At 68.7% G+C, this 17,550-nt stretch carries 18 protein-coding genes; 7 read left to right on the top strand and 11 right to left on the bottom strand.

Annotation, left to right across the window (positions count from 1 at the left end; genetic code table 11):
- Positions 1–37 precede the first annotated feature (37 nt).
- Positions 38–1,027, bottom strand: a complete 990-nt coding sequence (locus tag ACEL92_RS07275; RefSeq protein WP_374024946.1) for a malate dehydrogenase — start codon at positions 1,025–1,027, stop codon at positions 38–40.
- A gap of 193 nt (positions 1,028–1,220) precedes the next feature.
- Here ACEL92_RS07275 and corA point away from each other — a divergent pair, with 193 nt between their 5' ends.
- The gene (gene corA / locus ACEL92_RS07270; RefSeq protein ID WP_374026116.1) at positions 1,221–2,321 is read left to right on the top strand and encodes a magnesium/cobalt transporter CorA; all 1,101 of its coding nucleotides are present in this window, start codon (positions 1,221–1,223) and stop codon (positions 2,319–2,321) included.
- Between the two features lie 48 nt (positions 2,322–2,369).
- On the opposite strand, the gene ACEL92_RS07265 is transcribed toward corA, so the two are convergent.
- The 6 genes from ACEL92_RS07265 to ACEL92_RS07240 are packed head-to-tail and all read right to left on the bottom strand — an operon-like array spanning position 2,370 to position 7,867.
- Positions 2,370–2,963: a suppressor of fused domain protein gene (locus tag ACEL92_RS07265; protein WP_374024945.1), complete on the bottom strand. Its 594-nt coding sequence runs from the start codon at positions 2,961–2,963 to the stop codon at positions 2,370–2,372.
- The gene (locus ACEL92_RS07260) at positions 2,960–4,138 is read right to left on the bottom strand and encodes an ABC transporter ATP-binding protein (protein ID WP_374024944.1); all 1,179 of its coding nucleotides are present in this window, start codon (positions 4,136–4,138) and stop codon (positions 2,960–2,962) included. The genes ACEL92_RS07265 and ACEL92_RS07260 overlap by 4 nt, the downstream gene beginning before the upstream one ends.
- A gap of 4 nt (positions 4,139–4,142) precedes the next feature.
- Positions 4,143–4,982 carry a carbohydrate ABC transporter permease gene (locus tag ACEL92_RS07255; RefSeq protein WP_374024943.1) on the bottom strand — a complete coding sequence of 280 codons (840 nt, stop codon included), beginning with the start codon at positions 4,980–4,982 and terminating at the stop codon, positions 4,143–4,145.
- On the bottom strand, positions 4,972–5,889 hold the full coding sequence (locus ACEL92_RS07250) for a carbohydrate ABC transporter permease (RefSeq protein WP_374026115.1): 918 nt from the start codon (positions 5,887–5,889) through the stop codon (positions 4,972–4,974). Before ACEL92_RS07250 ends, ACEL92_RS07255 begins: the two co-directional genes overlap by 11 nt.
- A gap of 11 nt (positions 5,890–5,900) precedes the next feature.
- Positions 5,901–7,313, bottom strand: a complete 1,413-nt coding sequence (locus tag ACEL92_RS07245) for an extracellular solute-binding protein (RefSeq protein ID WP_374024942.1) — start codon at positions 7,311–7,313, stop codon at positions 5,901–5,903.
- A 26-nt stretch (positions 7,314–7,339) separates the two neighbouring features.
- The gene (locus ACEL92_RS07240) at positions 7,340–7,867 is read right to left on the bottom strand and encodes a general stress protein (RefSeq protein WP_374024941.1); all 528 of its coding nucleotides are present in this window, start codon (positions 7,865–7,867) and stop codon (positions 7,340–7,342) included.
- A gap of 161 nt (positions 7,868–8,028) precedes the next feature.
- Here ACEL92_RS07240 and ACEL92_RS07235 point away from each other — a divergent pair, with 161 nt between their 5' ends.
- The 5 genes from ACEL92_RS07235 to ACEL92_RS07215 all read left to right on the top strand — a co-directional run bounded on the left by ACEL92_RS07235 (position 8,029) and on the right by ACEL92_RS07215 (position 13,236).
- Positions 8,029–8,643, top strand: a complete 615-nt coding sequence (locus ACEL92_RS07235) for a DUF4190 domain-containing protein (protein ID WP_374024940.1) — start codon at positions 8,029–8,031, stop codon at positions 8,641–8,643.
- 70 nt (positions 8,644–8,713) lie between these two features.
- Positions 8,714–10,021: a magnesium transporter MgtE N-terminal domain-containing protein gene (locus ACEL92_RS07230; protein WP_374024939.1), complete on the top strand. Its 1,308-nt coding sequence runs from the start codon at positions 8,714–8,716 to the stop codon at positions 10,019–10,021.
- Positions 10,018–10,560 (top strand): DUF1003 domain-containing protein, encoded by a 543-nt coding sequence (locus tag ACEL92_RS07225; RefSeq protein WP_374024938.1) that lies wholly within the window; start codon positions 10,018–10,020, stop codon positions 10,558–10,560. The genes ACEL92_RS07230 and ACEL92_RS07225 overlap by 4 nt, the downstream gene beginning before the upstream one ends.
- 105 nt (positions 10,561–10,665) lie before the next feature.
- A complete protein-coding gene (locus ACEL92_RS07220; RefSeq protein WP_374024937.1) occupies positions 10,666–12,054 on the top strand; it encodes a lytic transglycosylase domain-containing protein in 1,389 nt (462 codons plus the stop codon).
- 33 nt (positions 12,055–12,087) lie between these two features.
- Positions 12,088–13,236 carry an Mrp/NBP35 family ATP-binding protein gene (locus ACEL92_RS07215; RefSeq protein ID WP_374024936.1) on the top strand — a complete coding sequence of 383 codons (1,149 nt, stop codon included), beginning with the start codon at positions 12,088–12,090 and terminating at the stop codon, positions 13,234–13,236.
- 49 nt (positions 13,237–13,285) lie between these two features.
- On the opposite strand, the gene tatB is transcribed toward ACEL92_RS07215, so the two are convergent.
- From tatB to sigE, 4 genes are all read right to left on the bottom strand, one after another.
- Positions 13,286–13,702, bottom strand: coding sequence for a Sec-independent protein translocase protein TatB (tatB, locus tag ACEL92_RS07210; RefSeq protein ID WP_374024935.1), 417 nt, complete (start codon positions 13,700–13,702; stop codon positions 13,286–13,288).
- Positions 13,703–15,217: a S1C family serine protease gene (locus ACEL92_RS07205; RefSeq protein WP_374024934.1), complete on the bottom strand. Its 1,515-nt coding sequence runs from the start codon at positions 15,215–15,217 to the stop codon at positions 13,703–13,705.
- A 186-nt stretch (positions 15,218–15,403) separates the two neighbouring features.
- A complete protein-coding gene (rseA, locus tag ACEL92_RS07200) occupies positions 15,404–15,799 on the bottom strand; it encodes an anti-sigma E factor RseA (protein ID WP_374026114.1) in 396 nt (131 codons plus the stop codon).
- A 106-nt stretch (positions 15,800–15,905) separates the two neighbouring features.
- Positions 15,906–16,673 carry an RNA polymerase sigma factor SigE gene (sigE, locus tag ACEL92_RS07195; RefSeq protein WP_374024933.1) on the bottom strand — a complete coding sequence of 256 codons (768 nt, stop codon included), beginning with the start codon at positions 16,671–16,673 and terminating at the stop codon, positions 15,906–15,908.
- 202 nt (positions 16,674–16,875) lie between these two features.
- On the opposite strand from sigE, the gene ACEL92_RS07190 reads away from it, so the two are divergent.
- Complete coding sequence (locus tag ACEL92_RS07190) at positions 16,876–17,544, top strand: O-methyltransferase (protein WP_374024932.1); 669 nt, start codon at positions 16,876–16,878, stop codon at positions 17,542–17,544.
- Positions 17,545–17,550: the final 6 nt, after the last annotated feature.

The following is a 17,550-nucleotide window of genomic DNA, read 5'->3' as shown; positions in this document are numbered from 1 at the left end:
AGGCCTAATGCTTTCGGGAGGGAGTTCGGCGACGGGATCAGATCAAACCGAGCTCGGTCACCGCGTTGCGCTCGTCGACCAGCTCGGCGGTCGACTTGTCGATGCGGCCACGGGAGAAGTCATCGATGTCCAGTCCCTGCACGATCGACCAGTCGCCGTCCTTCGTGGTCACCGGGAACGACGAGACGATGCCCTCCGGCACCCCGTAGGAGCCGTCGGAGAAGACCGCCATCGACACCCAGTCACCGTCCGGGCTGCCCAGCAGCCACGAGCGGGCGGCGTCGATGGTCGCCGACGCGGCCGAAGCGGCCGAGGAGGCGCCGCGCGCATCGATGATCGCCGCACCGCGCTTGGCGACCGTCGGGATGAAGTCGTTCTCAACCCAGTTCTGGTCGTTGACCACCTCGGCGGCGTTCTTGCCGCCGACCTCGGCGTGGAAAATGTCGGGGTACTGGGTGGCGGAGTGGTTGCCCCAGATCGTCATCTTCTTGATGTCGGTCACCTTCGCGCCGGTCTTCTTGGCCAGCTGCGAGATGGCCCGGTTGTGGTCCAGGCGGGTCAGCGCGGAGAACCGCTCCTTGGGGATGTCCGGGGCGTTGCTCAGCGCGATCAGCGCGTTGGTGTTGGCCGGGTTGCCGGTCACGCCGATGCGAACGTCGTCGGCGGCCACGGAGTTCAGCGCCTTGCCCTGCGCGGTGAAGATCGCGCCGTTGGCCTCCAGCAGATCGCTGCGCTCCATGCCCGGGCCGCGCGGCCGCGCGCCGACCAGCAGCGCCAGGTTCACACCGTCGAAGATCTTGTTCGCGTCCGCGCCGATCTCCACCCCGGCCAGCAGCGGGAACGCGCAGTCGTCGAGCTCCATCACGACACCCTCGAGCGCCTTGAGCGCCGGCTCGATCTCGAGCAGCCTGAGCTCGATCGGGCGGTCGGGGCCCAGCAGCGAGCCGCTCGCCAGGCGGAACAACAGGCTGTAGCCGATCTGGCCGGCGGCGCCGGTGACGGCGACCTTGAGTGGACTTGCGCTCACGTCGAAATGCTCCTTGTGGAGTAGTCATGCAGGTTCAGGTCTCGGCACGAAACTAGCGCACCGTTGCGGGCCGCCAACCTCCGGTCCAGTACCCGACCGTTTTCCGCGCAAACGGATCGTCGCCCTTCGGTAAGCCAGGACGCGTACGATGGAGCACCGCCTGGTCAGACCTGCGCTGCGATCGGAGGTGGATGTGTTCCAGGGTTTCGACGCATTGCCCGAGGCGCTTCGGCCGCTCGCCCACGAGCCGCGCCCGCAACCCGAGCCGCAGCCGCACTCCCCGAACGAGACGTTGGTCGACTGCGCCGTGTACGCCGAAGGCCACCGGCTGCCCGGGAAATTCAGCTACGCCGCCGCGCGGGACAAAGTGCGCCAGATCGAGATGCTCGGACACGACGCGTTCGTCTGGGTCGGCCTGCGCGAGCCCGACCTCGCCGAGATGCAGGAAGTCGCGGACCTTTTCGGGATGCACCCGCTGGCCGTCGAGGACGCCGTGTGCGCCCACCAGCGACCCAAGCTGGAGCGCTACGACGATACGGTGTTCCTCGTCCTCAAGACGGTCACCTACGTCCCCCACGAATCGGTGGTGGCAGCCCGTCAGATCGTTGAGACCGGCGAGATCATGGTCTTCGTCGGCAAGGACTTCGTGATCACCGTGCGCCACGGCGAACACGGCGGCCTCTCCGAGGTGCGCAAGCGGATGGACGCGGATCCCGAGCAGTTGCGGCTGGGGCCGTTCGCGGTGATGCACGCCATCGCCGACGACGTGGTGGACCACTATCTCCAGGTGAGCAGCCTCATCGAATCCGACATCGACAGCATCGAGGAAGTGGCGTTCGCGCCGGGCAGCAAGATCGACGTCGAACCGATCTATCTGCTCAAGCGTGAGGTCGTCGAGTTGCGCCGGTGCGTCAGCCCGCTGTCCGTGGCATTCCATCGCATTCAGGTGGAGAACAAGGACCTCATCTCCAAAGAGGTGCGCCGCTACCTGCGCGACGTGTCCGACCACCAATCGCAGGCCGCCGACCAGATCTCCAGTTACGACGACATGCTGAACTCGCTGATACAGGCGGCGCTGGCCCGGGTGGGGATGCAGCAGAACAACGACATGCGCAAGATGGCGGCGTGGGCCGGCATCCTCGCGGTGCCCACGATGGTCGCCGCCATCTACGGGATGAACTTCCACTTCATGCCCGAGCTGAACTGGACATGGGGATACCCCGGAATCATGGCCGCGATGACGCTGGCCTGTCTGGCCCTGTACTTCCAGTTCCGCCGCAACAACTGGCTCTAGCCACCTTTACCGTGCGCCTGGGCATTGAGGGCGCTCAACGCGAACGGTTCAACGCGGTTGCGCGGCGGGGCGATCGGGGTTCAGCACGTCCACCCCGTCGTTTCGCCAGGCCTCGCGCATGGCCTCGGCGCCCTTGAGCCGCACCCAGGCCGCCTCGGTCGCCGTGATGGGAGTGGCCGCGAAGAATTGCACCGGATCGCGCGGCGGCTCTAGCGGCAGTTCTTCGATATCGCTGGGCCCCAACAACACCGCGGTGAACGGCACCCGTCCGGCGGCCCGCGCCCACAGCGGCGTGCCGAGATCGACCAACGCGTCGACGGTCAGCACCAGACCCTCGACCGCCGGCGTTGCGGCCAGGACCGCCAGGCTGCGCGCGATGCCGGTGACGGGTCCCGGATCACGCAGGCGCAGAACGACTTCGGCGCGCGGTCCGCGCGTCTGGTCGTCGACGAGCTGCGTGGGGTCGGTCATCGGGTAGCGTGAACAGCCCAGCGTCACGTAGTGAACCAACCCGTCGCCGCCGCGGAAACGTAACACCTCGATGGGTTCGGCGCCCAGGAATGTCACGCTCGCCGAATCGGGCTCGGCGCCGGCGAAGTGGCGACGCAGGTGCGTTCGCACCTGGTCGAGGATCGGGGTCACCGCTCCTCGGCCGGCGCAACGGTGAGGTTAGCCCCCGAGCCCGCGTCGAAGACGGCCAACTTGGTGGTGTCGAACGCCAACTCGATCGACTGCCCCATCGCCGCCCTGGATTCCGCGGGGACCCTTGCGACGAACTGGTTTTCGTGCGCATCGCCCTCGGCGGCCAGCTCGTCCAATTGCGCGGAATGCGCGGCCCACCCCGCGGTGGAGAAGTACACGAATTTGTCGGCGCCCAGCGACTCGACCAAGTCGACCTTCACCTCGAAGGTGAGCGCCCGGATGCGCTGATACCCGTCGATCAGCGCGGCGTCATGCAAATGCTCGGGCCGCACCCCGACGATGACGTTCTCCGGCGCCGGGTGCCGCGAGATCACTTGCTGGACTTCGGGTACCAGCATCACTTCGCCGAAGGGCAGCTTCAGCCCGATGGCGGTCAACGTGGCCGGGAAGAAGTTCATCGCCGGTGAACCGATGAACCCCGCGACGAACAGGTTGGCGGGGTGTTCGTAGAGCTCGTCCGGGGTGCCGATCTGCTGCGCGACGCCGCCGTGCATCACCACCACCCGATCTCCCAGCGTCATCGCCTCGGTCTGGTCGTGGGTGACGTAGACGGTGGTGGTGCGCAGCCGCTTCTGCAGGCGGGCGATCTCGCCACGCATCTGGACGCGCAGCTTGGCGTCCAGGTTCGACAGCGGCTCGTCCATCAAGAAAGCCTTGGGGTGCCGCACGATCGCCCGGCCCATCGCGACCCGCTGTCGCTGCCCGCCTGAGAGTTGGGAGGGCTTGCGGTCCAGCAGTTCGGTCAGGTCAAGGGTTTTGGCGGTCTCCTCCACCTTCTGGGCGATCTCCGCCTTTTTCATCTTGGCCAGCGTCAACGGGAACGCGATGTTCTGCCGCACGGTCATGTGCGGGTACAGCGCGTAGGACTGGAAGACCATCGCGATGTCGCGGTCCTTGGGCGCCTTCTCGTTCACGCGCTCACCGCCGATGCGCAGCTCTCCGGAGGAGATGTCCTCGAGGCCGGCGATCATGTTCAGCGTCGTCGTCTTGCCGCAGCCCGAAGGTCCTACCAGGATGAGGAATTCGCCGTCGGCGATGGTGATGCTGAGGTCCTTCACCGCCATCGCGCCATCCGGGTAGCTCTTGCTGACATGGTCCAGCACAATCTCGGCCATCGCGCTATCCCTTCACCGCGCCAGACGTCAACCCGGCGATGATTCGCCGTTGGAAGATTAGAACAAACACGATGATCGGGACCGTGATCACGACCGCGCCGGCCGCGATCGATCCGGTCGGCTCCTCGAATTGCGAACTGCCACCGAAGTTCGCGATCGCCACCGGTGCGGTGATCGCCGCCTTGGTGGCGGTCAGCGACAGTGCCAGCAGCAGGTCGTTCCAGGCGAAGATGAACACCAGGATGGCCGCGGTCACCACCCCGGGCGCGGCCAGCGGGACGATTACCTTGCGGAACGCCTGGGCCGGTGTGGCGCCGTCCATTTTGGCGGCCTTCTCCAGGTCCCACGGGATCTCCCGGAAGAACGCCGACAACGTGTAGATGGCAAGCGGCAGGGCGAATGTGATGTACGGCAGGATCAGGCCCGGCCAGGTGTCGAACAGTCCGACGAAGCGTTCGATGTTGAACAGCGGGGTGACCAGCGAGATGGCGGGGAACATGGTGACCAGCAGGGTCGCGCCGATCAGCACGCGCTTGCCTGGAAAGCTGAGCCGGGCGATCGCGTAGGCCGCCATCGCCCCGAGCACCACCGCGATCGCGGTGGTGATCAACCCGATTCCGACGGAGTTGACCAGAGCCGAACTGAACAGGTCGCCGCGGAAGATGCCGCGGTAGTTCTCGAAGGACACCGACGACGGAATCAGTTTGCCGTCCTTGACCATTGACGTGGGCTTGAGCGAGAGACTGAGGATCCACAACACCGGCACAAGTGCGTACACCACCACCACGGCGTCGAGAACGGCCCAGACCGCGGCCCGCCGGGTCGCTCCTGGGTCAACGGCCATCGAGGTCACCGCCGGGCGCGGCCGCGCCGAACACCTTGATGTAAACCAACGCGATGATGCCCACACAGAGGAAGATCAGCACGCTGATCGCCGAGCCCAGTCCGACGTTGAATCCCTTGAACAGGTTGTCGTAACCCAGGATTGACACCGAATCGGTGTTGTTGGCGCCGTCGGTGAGCACGTAGATGTTGTCGAAGATGCGGAAGGCGTCCAGCGTGCGGAACAGCAACGCGACAACGACCGCCGGCTTGATGATGGGCAGGGTGACGCGCATCAGCCGCCGCCACGGCCCGGCGCCGTCGACTTGGGCCGCCTTGAGCAGGTCCTCGGGCACCATCGCCAGCCCGGCCAACAACAGCAGCGACATGAACGGCGTCGTCTTCCAGACCTCGGCGAGGACGACGATGCCCAGCGACGGTATCTGCTGGGTCAAGGGCGCGCTCCCGTGTGGCAGCAGGTTGGCCAGGTAACCGGTGCCCGGCGTCCACGCGTAGTACCAGCTGTACGACGCGACCACGGTGACGATGCCGTACGGCACGAGCACCGCGGTGCGCACCAGCCCTTTGCCGACCAGGGTGCGGTGCATCACCAACGCCAGCGCCAGCCCCAAGACGAACTCGAGCGACACGGAAACCGCTGCGATGCCCAGGGTTACGGCGAGCGCGGTCCACCAATACCGGTCGGTCAGGATGGTCTGGTAGTTGCTCAGCCCGACGAAGGCGGTGTCGTTGGGGGTGGCGAGGTTGTTGCGCTGCAGGCTCAGCCACACCGCGTAGCCGATCGGGTAGGCCGTCACCGCGAGCATCAACAGCGCCGCGGGCGCGACCAGCACGAAGGCAAGACGCCGCTCCGACAACCGGTTCCGGGTGCGGGTCCGCGCCGTGACGGCGGCCTGCGGCGGTTCCACGGCCGTGGCGGTCACGGCAGCAACCCCTTGCCGTCGATGGCCTTCTGCGCCTGCGCGGTGAGCTCGTCGGCGGTCCGCTCCGGGTCGATACGGGTGATGGGGCTCAGCGCCGCGGACAGCCGCAGCGACAACGCCTGATACACCGGCGTCGCCGGCCGCACGGCGGCGTCGGTGAGCTGCCGGCGGATGACGGTGTACATCGGATACTTGGTCTGGAACTGCGGATCCGAGTACAACGACGTCCGCACCGCGGGCAGGCCGCCTTCCATCGAGACGTACTTCTGGCTTTGCAGGCTGCGTAGGCAGCGCACCGCCTCGAATGCCTGCGCGCGGTGGCGGGTGGTGCTGGCCACCGCCAGGTTCAGCCCACCGATGGTGACCTTGGCCGGCCGCGGCGGCGCCACGCTGGGATACGGCGCGAAACCGAAGACCTTCTGGCTGGCGGCGTAGGCGATGCGGAACTGCTCGTCGCTGGGCACGAATGTCCCGACGTCGTTGATGCTGCCGGCCAACGACGGATCAGTGTTCAGCGGCAGGAACGGGACGCCGCCCTTCACCGCATTCTCCAGCATGGAGGCCAGCACATAGGGCCAGTTGACCTCGAGGGCGGCCTTGCCCTGTTCGACCGCCAGCCGTGCCGTGCCTTCGTCCGTCCGGGTGATCGAGGGGTCGGCGCCGGGGGCGGTGGCCACCGCCTTGAGGATGCGCAGCGCGTTGACGGTCGCAGCCCGGTGCGCGGGGGTGTCGGTCAAGGTGACCTGGCGGCCGTCCTCGGAGAGCACCTGGCCGCCACCGCTGACCAGCAGCGTGTTGAACCACACCACCAGGCCCTCACCCTCGTTGGCCTGCACGGCGATCCAGGCGGGCCGGCCCTCCGCATGCAGGCGGGCGGCCTCGGCCACCATCGCGTCCCAGTCTTGCGGTGGCTGCTCCACCAAATCGGGCCGGTACCAAAGCAATTCGGTGTTGGTGATCACGGGCGCGGCATACAGCCGGTGTTTCCAACGCGCCGTCGCCAACGGACCCGGCAGCGTGTCGGCGCTGGCGTCCGCCTCGGCACGCCCTTCGGGGTCGTCGGACAGCGGCAGGGCCCAACCCGCGTCGGCGAACTCCGCGGTCCACACCACGTCCAGCGCCATCACGTCCAGGCCACGGTCATGAGCGCTCAAACGCCGCGCCAGCTGCACCCGTTGTTCGCCGGGTCCCCTGGGCAGGCTCACGTGCTGGATGGCGAACCGGCCCGCCAGTTCCTTCGTGCATTCTTGGGCGACGGCGGTGAAGGCGGCCGAATCGGTGGCCGGCGTGAAGAACGTGATCACCACGCCGTTTCCGGCGTTCCCGCACGCCTGCACCGCCGCGGTGATCGTCAGCGTCGCCAGCGCGATGACACCCGCCCGTCGCAGGCGCCCACGACGATCCGACACTGAATTCACACCTCTCGCGCGCGGCCTCAAATTGCCAAGCGCGCCAACAGGTCCCGCGCCTTTTCCGCGTTCTGCGGATCGCAGAGCACGTCGTAGCGGCCGGCCACCAATTGCATCGTCGAGCTGAAATCCCTTGTGCCGCGGGCCATCGAGTACGGCACGGCGGAGGTGATCAACCCGAAGAAGACCCCGGCAACCAGGCCGGTGGCCAGCGCCGCCCACGGATTGGGGCTGAAGAAGCCGAGCACCAGCCCGATGAACAACCCAAGCCAAGCCCCGCTCAGCACCCCGCCGCCGAGCACCTTGGGCCACGTCAGCCTGCCGGTCACGCGTTCGACCTGCATCAGGTCGACGCCGACGATGGTCACCTGCTGGACCGGGAACTGCTGGTCGGAGAGATAGTCGACGGCTCGCTGCGCCTCGGCGTAGGTGGGGTACGACCCGACCGGCCAGCCCTTGGGCGGCGTCGGCAGTCCGGGAACGCCACGGCGGCCCGCCGCCGCGCCCGGGGGCGTCGCGCCGGGAACTTGACCGGGCTGGAAAGGACTAGTCATCGGTGCTCATTCTCCTCCGCCACGGGCAACGTCACATCTCGGGCCCTCCTAGCCTATCCAGCGACCGCTCACCAACCTGCGAAAACAAGGGCCCCCCGGTCCGGCGGTCGGCGGCGATTCGCGGACGATCCGCCGATTTCGCATCGGCTAGGTTGAACAGCATGACAGCGCCCGGCGATGGCTTCGGCGAACGCGCCCACGACGACCAGGCCAAACCATCCCCAGGCGGCGGCGACGCCCCGCACGCGCCAGAGACCCCGTGGGAATCGCCGGCATCGGGGGCGGCACCCGAATATCCCCCGCCGGCCTATCCTCCGCCGGGCTATCCCACCGAATATCACCCCGGTTACGGCGCCCCATACCCGCCGCCGCCCGGATATGGGCCGCCCCCCGGGTATGACCAGCCGCCGGGTTATGGCGCGCCGCCCTACCAGGCGGGGCCGGCCCAATACGGCGCTCCGCCCGGCGGCTACGGGCCGCCCTACCCGGGCGGCTACTACCCGCCACCGGACTACCTCGGCGGCTACGGATCACCGAGCGGCGTGAAGCCGGGGACGAACAAGTTCGCTATCGCGTCGCTCATTTCGTCGTTCACCGGCGTGTTCTGCTGCTGCATCGGCTCGATCGTGGCCATCGTGCTGGGCGCTGTCGCGATCAATCAGATCAAGCGCACCCAGCAGGACGGCTACGGCCTCGCCGTGGCCGGCATCGTCATCGGCATCGCGACGTTGGTGGTGAGCCTGATCGTCATGATGTTCGCGCTGCATTCGCGTTAGCAGAGTCGCGATAGCCGACCCACTGCCGCCGCCGTCGGGCGCGGCGGCGGCGGCTGCCTAGGCTTTCCCCATGGCATCGGTCAACAGGGTGTACATCGCCCGGCTCTCGCGGATGTTGGTGCTGGGTCCACTGGGCGAATCCTTCGGCCGGGTCCGCGACGTCGTGATCGGCATCAGCATCGTGCGTCAGCAACCGCGCGTCCTCGGGCTGGTCGTCGATCTGGCGACGCGGCGCAGCGTCTTCATCCCGATGCTCCGGGTCGCCGCGATCGAGCCGGAGGCGGTCACCCTCAATACCGGCAGCGTCTCCCTGCGCCACTTCGAACAGCGCCCGGGCGAGGTGCTGGCGATCGGCCAGGTGCTCGACACCCAGGTGAAGGTCAACGATCCCGCGCTGCCCGAGCTGGCCGGCCTGGACGTCGTCATCACGGACCTGGGCATCGAACAGACGCGCACCCGCGACTGGATGGTCAGCCGGGTCGCCGTGCGCAGCCAGCGGCGGCTGCGCCGGCGCGGCCCGGTGCACGTGGTGGATTGGTACCACGTGCAAGGGCTCAGCCCGTCGGCCATGGCGCTGCCGGGCCAGGGGGTGGCGCAGCTGCTGAGCCAGTTCGAGGGCTGGAAGGCGGTGGATGTCGCCGACGCGATCCGCGGCCTGCCGCCCAAGCGGCGCTACGAGGTGCTCAAGGCGCTCGACGACGACCGGCTGGCGGACGTCCTGCAGGAATTGCCCGAGCTGGACCAGGCCGACGTGCTGTCCGAGCTGGGCACCGAGCGCTCGGCCGACGTGCTCGAGGAGATGGATCCCGACGACGCCGCCGATTTGCTGGGTGTGCTGAATCCGACGGACGCCGAGATGCTGCTGACGCGAATGGACCCCGACGATTCGGCGCCGGTGCGCCGGCTGCTGGCGCATTCGCCGGACACCGCGGGCGGCCTGATGACCTCCGACCCGGTGGTGTTGACGCCCGACACGTCGGTCGCCGAGGCGCTGGCCCGGGTCCGCGACCCCGACCTCACCCCCGCCCTGTCGTCCATGGTGTTCGTGGTGCGCCCGCCCACGGCCACGCCCACCGGCCGCTACCTGGGCTGCGTGCAGCTGCAACGGCTGCTTCGCGAACCGCCGGCCGAGCTGGTGGGCGGAATCGTCGACAGCGACCTGCTCACCCTGACCCCGGAGACTCCGTTGGGGGCGGTGACGCGCTACTTGGCGGCCTACAACCTGGTGTGCGGTCCGGTGCTCGACGATCAGAACCATCTGTTGGGCGCGGTGACGGTGGACGATCTGCTCGATCACTTGTTGCCGCACGACTGGCGGGTCGATGTTCAGGCGCTCGACGCCGCCGGCCGGCTGGAGGAACTGGGAGGATCCGCGTGAGCAAGTCCTCGGCCCCGCGCCGGCTCTACACCCCGCGGACGTCGCGCCGGTACTCACCACGCCTGGATCCCGAGGCCGTCGGCCAGATCACCGAATCGATCGCGCGCTTCTTCGGCACCGGCCGCTACCTGCTGGTGCAGACGATCATCGTGTTCGCGTGGATCGCGGTGAACCTGTTCGCTGTGGGGCTGCGCTGGGACCCCTACCCCTTCATCCTGCTCAACCTGGCCTTCTCCACGCAGGCCGCCTACGCGGCGCCGCTGATTCTGCTCGCCCAGAATCGTCAGGAAAACCGGGACCGCGTCGCGCTCGAGCAGGACCGCCATCGCGCCGCCCAGACCAAGGCCGACACCGAGTTCCTGGCCCGCGAGCTCGCGGCGGTCCGGCTGGCGGTCGGCGAGGTCGTGACCCGCGAGTATCTGCGTCACGAGCTCGAAGATCTGCGCGTGCTGCTGGCCGGTTTGGACTCCGAATCCGGGGACTCCGAGGCGGCCTCGGGCGGTGACGGCGCGGACCGCGCGCCTAAGAAATCGGGTTGAGAACCAGTTCCGACCATTGCGCCACTCTGGTCACAAGAGTTATGTATGGTGATCTAGTTCACGGCTGATAAGCAGTTGACCAGCTCACATACTTAGGACGGTCGAGTGCACATTGGGGGACGCCGGGGTGCACGCCCGGCCGCCGCAGTGGAGCGGCAACGGGCTTTTCAGGTGACGCGCACGCGCGCCTTCGGCGTCGCCACCATCACTCCCCTGGTCTTCGCCGGAGCCGTGAGCGGAGCCGCACCCTCCCTCCCCGAGAGACTCCCCCCGGTGCACGCGAACGTCGCCCCGGTGGCCGCGGTCTCCCCCACCGTCCCCGATCTCTCGGGGCCGGCCGTCGTATCCATCGATCGTTCGCCGAACGCGTTCCACGTCGCCGAGCCGGCCCTGTCGGCACCTCCCAAGCCGATGATCGTCAATGCGCCCGGCGCGCTCGGCATTCCGAGCATCGCGCTGGCGGCGTATCGCAACGCCGAACAGAAGATGGCCGTGGCCGCCCCGGGCTGCGGCGTCAGCTGGAACCTGCTGGCCGGGATCGGGCGCATCGAGTCAGGCCATGCCGGCGGCGGCGCGGTTGACGCCCGCGGCACCGCGGTCGTCCCGATCTATGGGCCCGCCCTGGACGGCACGCTGCCGGGCAACGAGATCATCCTTCAGAGCAGCGCAGGCAATCGCCCCACGTACGCCCGCGCGATGGGGCCGATGCAGTTCCTGCCCGGCACCTGGGCGCGCTACGCCTCCGACGGCAAAGGCGACGGCGTTGCCGATCCGCAAAACCTTTTCGACTCCACACTGGCCGCCGCCCGGTACCTGTGCAGCGGCGGCCTCAACCTCCGCGACCCGTCGCAGGTGATGGCCGCGATCTTGCGCTACAACAACTCGATGGCGTATGCGCAGAACGTGCTGGGGTGGGCCTCGGCGTACGCCACCGGCGTAGTTCCGGTCGACCTGCCTCCGATGACCGGGCCGCCGCCTCCGCTCGCCGATGCGCACCTCGAGCATGCCGAGGGACTCGGCCCCAACCTGCCGATGAACATCAACGGTCTGCCGTCAGACGACCCCCTGGCGCGAATGCCGCTGATCGACCTCACCTCGCCGCAGAGCCCCGGTCAGCAGCCGCTGTTCCCGTGGATGACCCCCACGCCTCAGCAGGCTCCGTCGCGCCTGCCCGGCTGCACGGTCATCTGCGTCGGCCCCCAGAGCCCGCCGCCGAACGCCGTCCCGCCATGGGGGCAGCCGCTGGGTGCGCCGCCCGCGCCGCCGCTGGGTGCGCCGCCCGCGCCGCCGATGGGCACGCCTTTGGCCCCGCCGCCGATGGGCGCGCCGCCGGTGGGCACGCCGTTGGCCCCGCCGCTCGGTCCGCCGCCACCCCCTGACCCACAGGCGGCCCCGCCGCCGGCCGCACCCCCGGCCTCCACTTCGCCGGCGCCCAAACCGGCCGGCCCGCCGAACGCGGCGCCGAAGCCGCCGGGTCCCGTTGCGGGCGGCTGACCGGCCCGTCTCGTAGCGCGCCTACACTCGGCGATGATGTCCCCTCATGACACTGCCGACCTGAGCGCAGCAATCCGAACCGCACTGGGGAAGGTGATCGACCCCGAATTACGGCGTCCGATCACCGAACTCGGAATGGTCAAGAGCATCGACGCCGACCCCGACGGCGGCGTGCACGTCGAGGTCTACCTGACCACCGCCGCCTGCCCGAAGAAAACCGAGATCACCGAGCGGGTCACCCAGGCCGTCTCCGACGTCCCGGGCACGGGCGCCGTGAAAGTCACCCTCGACGTCATGAACGACGAGCAGCGCACCGAACTGCGTAAGCAGTTACGCGGCGACGCCCGCGAGCCCGTCATCCCCTTCGCCCAGCCGAACTCGCTGACCCGGGTCTATGCGGTCGCATCCGGCAAGGGCGGGGTGGGAAAGTCCACCGTCACCGTCAACCTGGCCGCCGCGATGGCGGCCCGCGGCCTGTCGGTGGGCGTGCTGGACGCCGATATCCATGGCCACTCCATCCCGCGGATGATGGGCACCACCGACCGGCCCACCCAGGTCGAGTCGATGATCCTGCCGCCCATCGCCCACGAGGTGAAGGTGATTTCGATCGCCCAGTTCACCGAAGGCAACACACCGGTGGTGTGGCGCGGACCGATGCTGCACCGGGCGTTGCAACAGTTCTTGGCCGACGTTTATTGGGGTGACCTGGACGTCCTGTTGCTGGACCTGCCACCGGGCACCGGAGACATCGCCATCTCGGTGGCCCAGCTGATCCCGGGCGCCGAGCTGATGGTGGTGACCACACCGCAACTGGCCGCGGCCGAGGTCGCCGAGCGTGCAGGCAGCATCGCGATGCAAACTCGCCAGCGCCTCGCCGGCGTGGTGGAGAACATGTCGGGCCTCACGCTGCCGGACGGTTCGACGATGCAGGTGTTCGGCGAGGGCGGCGGCCGGCAGGTGGCCGAGCGGTTGTCCCGCGCGGTCGGTGCCGATGTCCCGCTGCTGGGCCAGATCCCGTTGGACCCGGCCCTGGTGGCCGCCGGCGATTCCGGCACCCCGATCGTGCTCAGCGCCCCCGACTCCCCGGCGGGCAAGGAACTGCGCAGCGTGGCCGACAAGCTGTCGGCGCGTCGGCGCGGTTTGGCGGGCGTGTCGCTCGGGCTGGACCCGACCCGACGCTGACAGCGCCAGACGACCCGAGTGCGCACGCAGGGTTTCGACCGTGCGCCACTCAGGTGGCGTCGGCGTCGAACGGCGTCTTGCCGGGGGCGTGGTGTGCCCCGCCAGCGGGTGGTACGCCCTCGGCCGGTGCCGGCGGCTCCGGCGCGGTGGCCGCCGTCCCGTTGACCGGCCGGTCGAAGTTGCCGGTGAAGAAGGAATCGTCGCCGTCCAGCAGGTGCTTGGTCAGCGCGGCGCGCGGGGTCATCCCCCGCAGTCTCTGCAATTCGCTCAACGGAACGCGCAGGTCGTCGAACTCGGGGCCGAGGTCTTCGCGCAGCTGGGTAGTCACCCCGCTCAGGTAGTCGCGGGCCTGCCGCAGCGCAGTCGACGTCCAGCGGATCGCGCCGGGAAGCCGCTCCGGGCCGAGGACCACCAGCCCGACCACGACGAGGACCAGGATGTGCTCCCAGCTCAGGCTGCCGAACATCTAGCTGCCGTCGGGGTCCGGCTTGACGGTCAGGGTGACGTGCCGACCGTCGCGGACCACCTCGATCGGGGCGTCCTGGCCGATGGTCAACTGCCGGACGGCCACGACGAACTCGTCGGCGTCGGCGACCTTGCGATTACCGACCTTGACGATCACGTCGTTCTCCAGAATCCCGCCCTTCTGCGCGGGGCTTCCCGCCTTCACGTTGGCGACCTGCGCGCCGGCGGCGATCGCGTTGCTCACCGACCGGGTGCTGATGCCCAGCGTCGGGTGCACGATCTTGCCGTCTTTGATCAGCGTCTGGGCCACCATCTTGGCCTCGTTGATGGGAATCGCGAAGCCCAACCCGCTTGCGCTGTCGGACAAGGACTTACCCGCGGTGTTGATGCCGATCACCTGCGAATCCATGTCGATCAGCGGGCCGCCGGAGTTGCCGTGGTTGATCGAGGCGTCGGTCTGCAGGGCGTCGATGACGGTGTCGGTGTCCGAGCCCTCCCCCGACAGCGGGACGGGACGGTGCAGCGCGCTGATGATGCCGTGGGTCACGGTGCTGCGCAGTCCCAGCGGCGCGCCCGCCGCGAGGACCTCGTCGCCGACGCTCACCTTGTCCGAGTCACCGAACCGGGCGACGCTCAGGTTGTCGACGTTGTCAACCTTGAGCACCGCCAGGTCGGTCTTCGGGTCGCGGCCGACGAGGTTGGCGGGCACTTCCTTACCGTCGTTGAACACCACGGTCGTCTTGAACTGGCTGGGATTGTTGGCCGCCTCGGAGATCACGTGGTTGTTGGTGATGATGTAGCCGCGCCCGTCGACCACCACGCCCGAGCCCTGCAAGCCCTCCTGGTCACTCTTGGACTCGATGGTGACCACCGCGTTCGCGGTCGCGGCCGCCACCTTGGCGAACCGGCCGGCCGGGCCTTCACCGTTGCCGTTGGTCGACAGGGTCACCTTCGAGGTGGTGAACGCCTCGGCGACCTCGGCCGTCTTGCGGCCGATCACCCCGCCGATGACGCCGATGAGCAGCGCGATCAGCAGCAGGGCGAGCAACGCCAGGTAGGACACCTTGCCGCCGAACAGCACATCGCGCACGCCGAGCTTGCCGCTGTAGCCCTGCGGACCCCGCGGTCCCGCCGGGGCGACCGCCGGGGTGCCCAGCGCCGCGGCGGCCGACGGATCGCGCCAAGGGTCGTCGAGTTCGTCGGGCTCCACGCCGTCTTTCTCGGCCGCCAGCGCGCCGGCGTCGACGGGGTGGCGCTGCAGCGAGTCGGAGCTTCCGACGGGACGGCTGAACGCCTCCTGCAGGACCGGATCGGCCGGCTCGTCGTGCGGGGAAAACTCGGATTGGTCCCGATACTTCCGCGGGCGGACCCGCTCGGCCACGAAGGAGCCGCGCAGTCCATCGGGACGACTGAACAGTTGACGCGATGCGGGGTCCACCGGCGGACGGGAGATGGGGCGCGGCGCTAAGCGGTTGCCGCTGTTTTTGCCGCTGTCGTTGCCTTGATCGGAGGTCACGTTATCCCTTTGGATCCTCTTCTTGAGCGCTCGAGACAGGCCCTGCACCGGGCGATACCCACGACGCCGGCGTGGTCGTGTCCACCCTAGTATCCACGGTTCGGGACCGGTCGCCCATGAGCGCGCGGCCGGGGTGCGCAAAATCGGGACGGATCAACGACGGGGGCTCATCCAGAAGGCGCGCAGCTACGGGCGCTTGCGCTGCTCACGGGCGTCGCGCTCAGCAAAACGGTCGGACGAACGGCTGGTCGCGTCGTCGGGCGAATCGTAGGGAATCTCAGCGAGCATTCCGAGCAGCGCGCTCGGGATACGGATCGGATGCGAATCGCGCAGCGCAGCGCGGGCGCGGCTCTGACCGTCGACCTCGGCGGCGCACTGCGGGCACAGCGATAGGTGATGCGCCGCCCGCAGGTGCGCGTTCATCCGCAGCTCACCGTCGACGAATGCCGCAATGGCTTCGACGGAGAGGTGCTCGGTGGAGCCGAACTGGCGCGGCGCGCCGACCGGGGCATCGCTCTGGGAGGCGAACTGGGCGGGAAGCCAGGAGAACGCGCGACGGAAGAGATGTCCTCGATCGGGCATCACTTAAGTCCTTTCGTCGCGCCTACCCCTCGAATGTAGCGCGATGGGCGCGCAATATCGCGTACAAGACCGCGAAACCGCTGGCTCATGCCCGGGCGGGTGAACCCTAGGCCGGCTCGGCGTGCAGTGCCTCCCGGCCTGTCCCCGGCTGCGGATGAGCGGCCAGGTAGTCGCGCAACGCCTGACGTCCGCGGTGGATGCGGCTGCGCACGGTGCCGAGTTTCACGCCCAGCGTCGCCCCGATCTCCTCGTAGGAAAGGCCCTCGATGTCACACAGGACGACGGCGGCGCGAAATTCCGGCGGCAGCGAATCCAGGGCGGCCTGCAGGTCCGGCCCGAGCCGCGCATCGTGGTAGATCTCCTCGGGGTTCGGCTCGTCGGCGGGCACCCGCTCGTAATCCTCGGGCAGTGCCTCCATCCGGATGCGGGCGCGCCGCCGCACCATGTCGAGGAAGAGGTTGGTGGTGATGCGGTGCAGCCAGCCTTCGAACGTTCCCGGCTGGTAGTTCTGCACCGATCGGAAAACCCGGATGAACGTTTCCTGGGTGAGGTCTTCCGCGTCGTGCTGATTGCCCGAGAGGCGGTAAGCCAGCCGGTACACCCGGTCGGCGTGCTGACGCACCAGCTCGTCCCACGAGGGCATCGTGGACTTGTCCCCGGTGGCGTCGAAAACCGCGGTGCCCTGCAAGCCGTCGGATGGCTCCACCCACTCGTCGGTGGGGCAGTCCTGCGGGTGCGACATGCTGGTCGGGCCCAAGAGCGTGGTGATGATCAAATCCTCCGAATCCGTCCTGTCACAAAGCGACAAGTCGTCACCGGCGGCAACACGCAGCCGCCAGTCCGTATTCCCGGTCCCACCCGCTCCGCGATCCATAGGGACACCGTCGCGTATGGGCGTATGTGCGATATATGAACAGTCTGAGCTCAGCCTGAGAAACCTTTTCGTTACCAGCGCTGCGCACGAGATATCCGGCGCGGGGTGAAGTTAAACGCACCGGCTTTGCCGGGCGTGTCGTCCCGGCGCGGCTTAGGCGCGCCATGCCGGGCCGCGCACCCGAGTGGAATACGCTGCGGGCATGGACGGCACCGACGCAGACACCCCCGGCCAGCCGGCGCCCAGTCGAGCCGAATCCCTCTTCGCGCACGCCGAGGGGTCGATCTCGGAGGACGCGCTGCTGGCGGCCGCCCGCGAGCGCGCCGTGGACATCGGGGCTGGCGCGGTGACACCGGCGGTGGGCGCGCTGCTCAGCCTGCTGGCCAAGCTCAGCGGTGGCAAGGCCGTCGCGGAGGTCGGCACCGGCGCCGGGGTCAGCGGGCTCTGGTTGCTGTCGGGCATGAGCGACGACGGCGTCCTGACGACGATCGACATCGAGCCCGAGTACCTGCGGCTCGCCAAGCAGGCTTTCTCCGAAGCCGGGATCGGGCCGTCGCGCACCCGGTTGATCGGCGGCCGCGCCCAGGAGGTCCTCACCCGGTTGGCCGACGAGTCCTACGACCTGGTGTTCGTCGACGCCGACCCGGTCGACCAGCCCGATTACGTCGTGGAGGGCGTGCGGCTGCTGCGATCCGGCGGCGTCATCGTGGTGCATCGGGCCGCCCTCGGCGGGCGTGCCGGAGACCCCGCCGCCCGCGACGCCGAAGTGGTCGCGGTACGGGAAGCGGCACGGCTCATCGCCGAGGACGAGCGGCTCACGCCCGCGCTGGTGCCCCTGGGCGACGGCATTCTGGCCGCCGTGCGCGACTGACTGGCA

The sequence above is a fragment of the Mycobacterium hainanense genome (assembly GCF_041890355.1).
In the GTDB taxonomy this organism is placed as follows: Bacteria; Actinomycetota; Actinomycetes; order Mycobacteriales; family Mycobacteriaceae; genus Mycobacterium; species Mycobacterium hainanense.
Note: the sequence above shows the minus strand (reverse complement) of the source record. Positions and strands in the feature narration are given on the sequence as shown.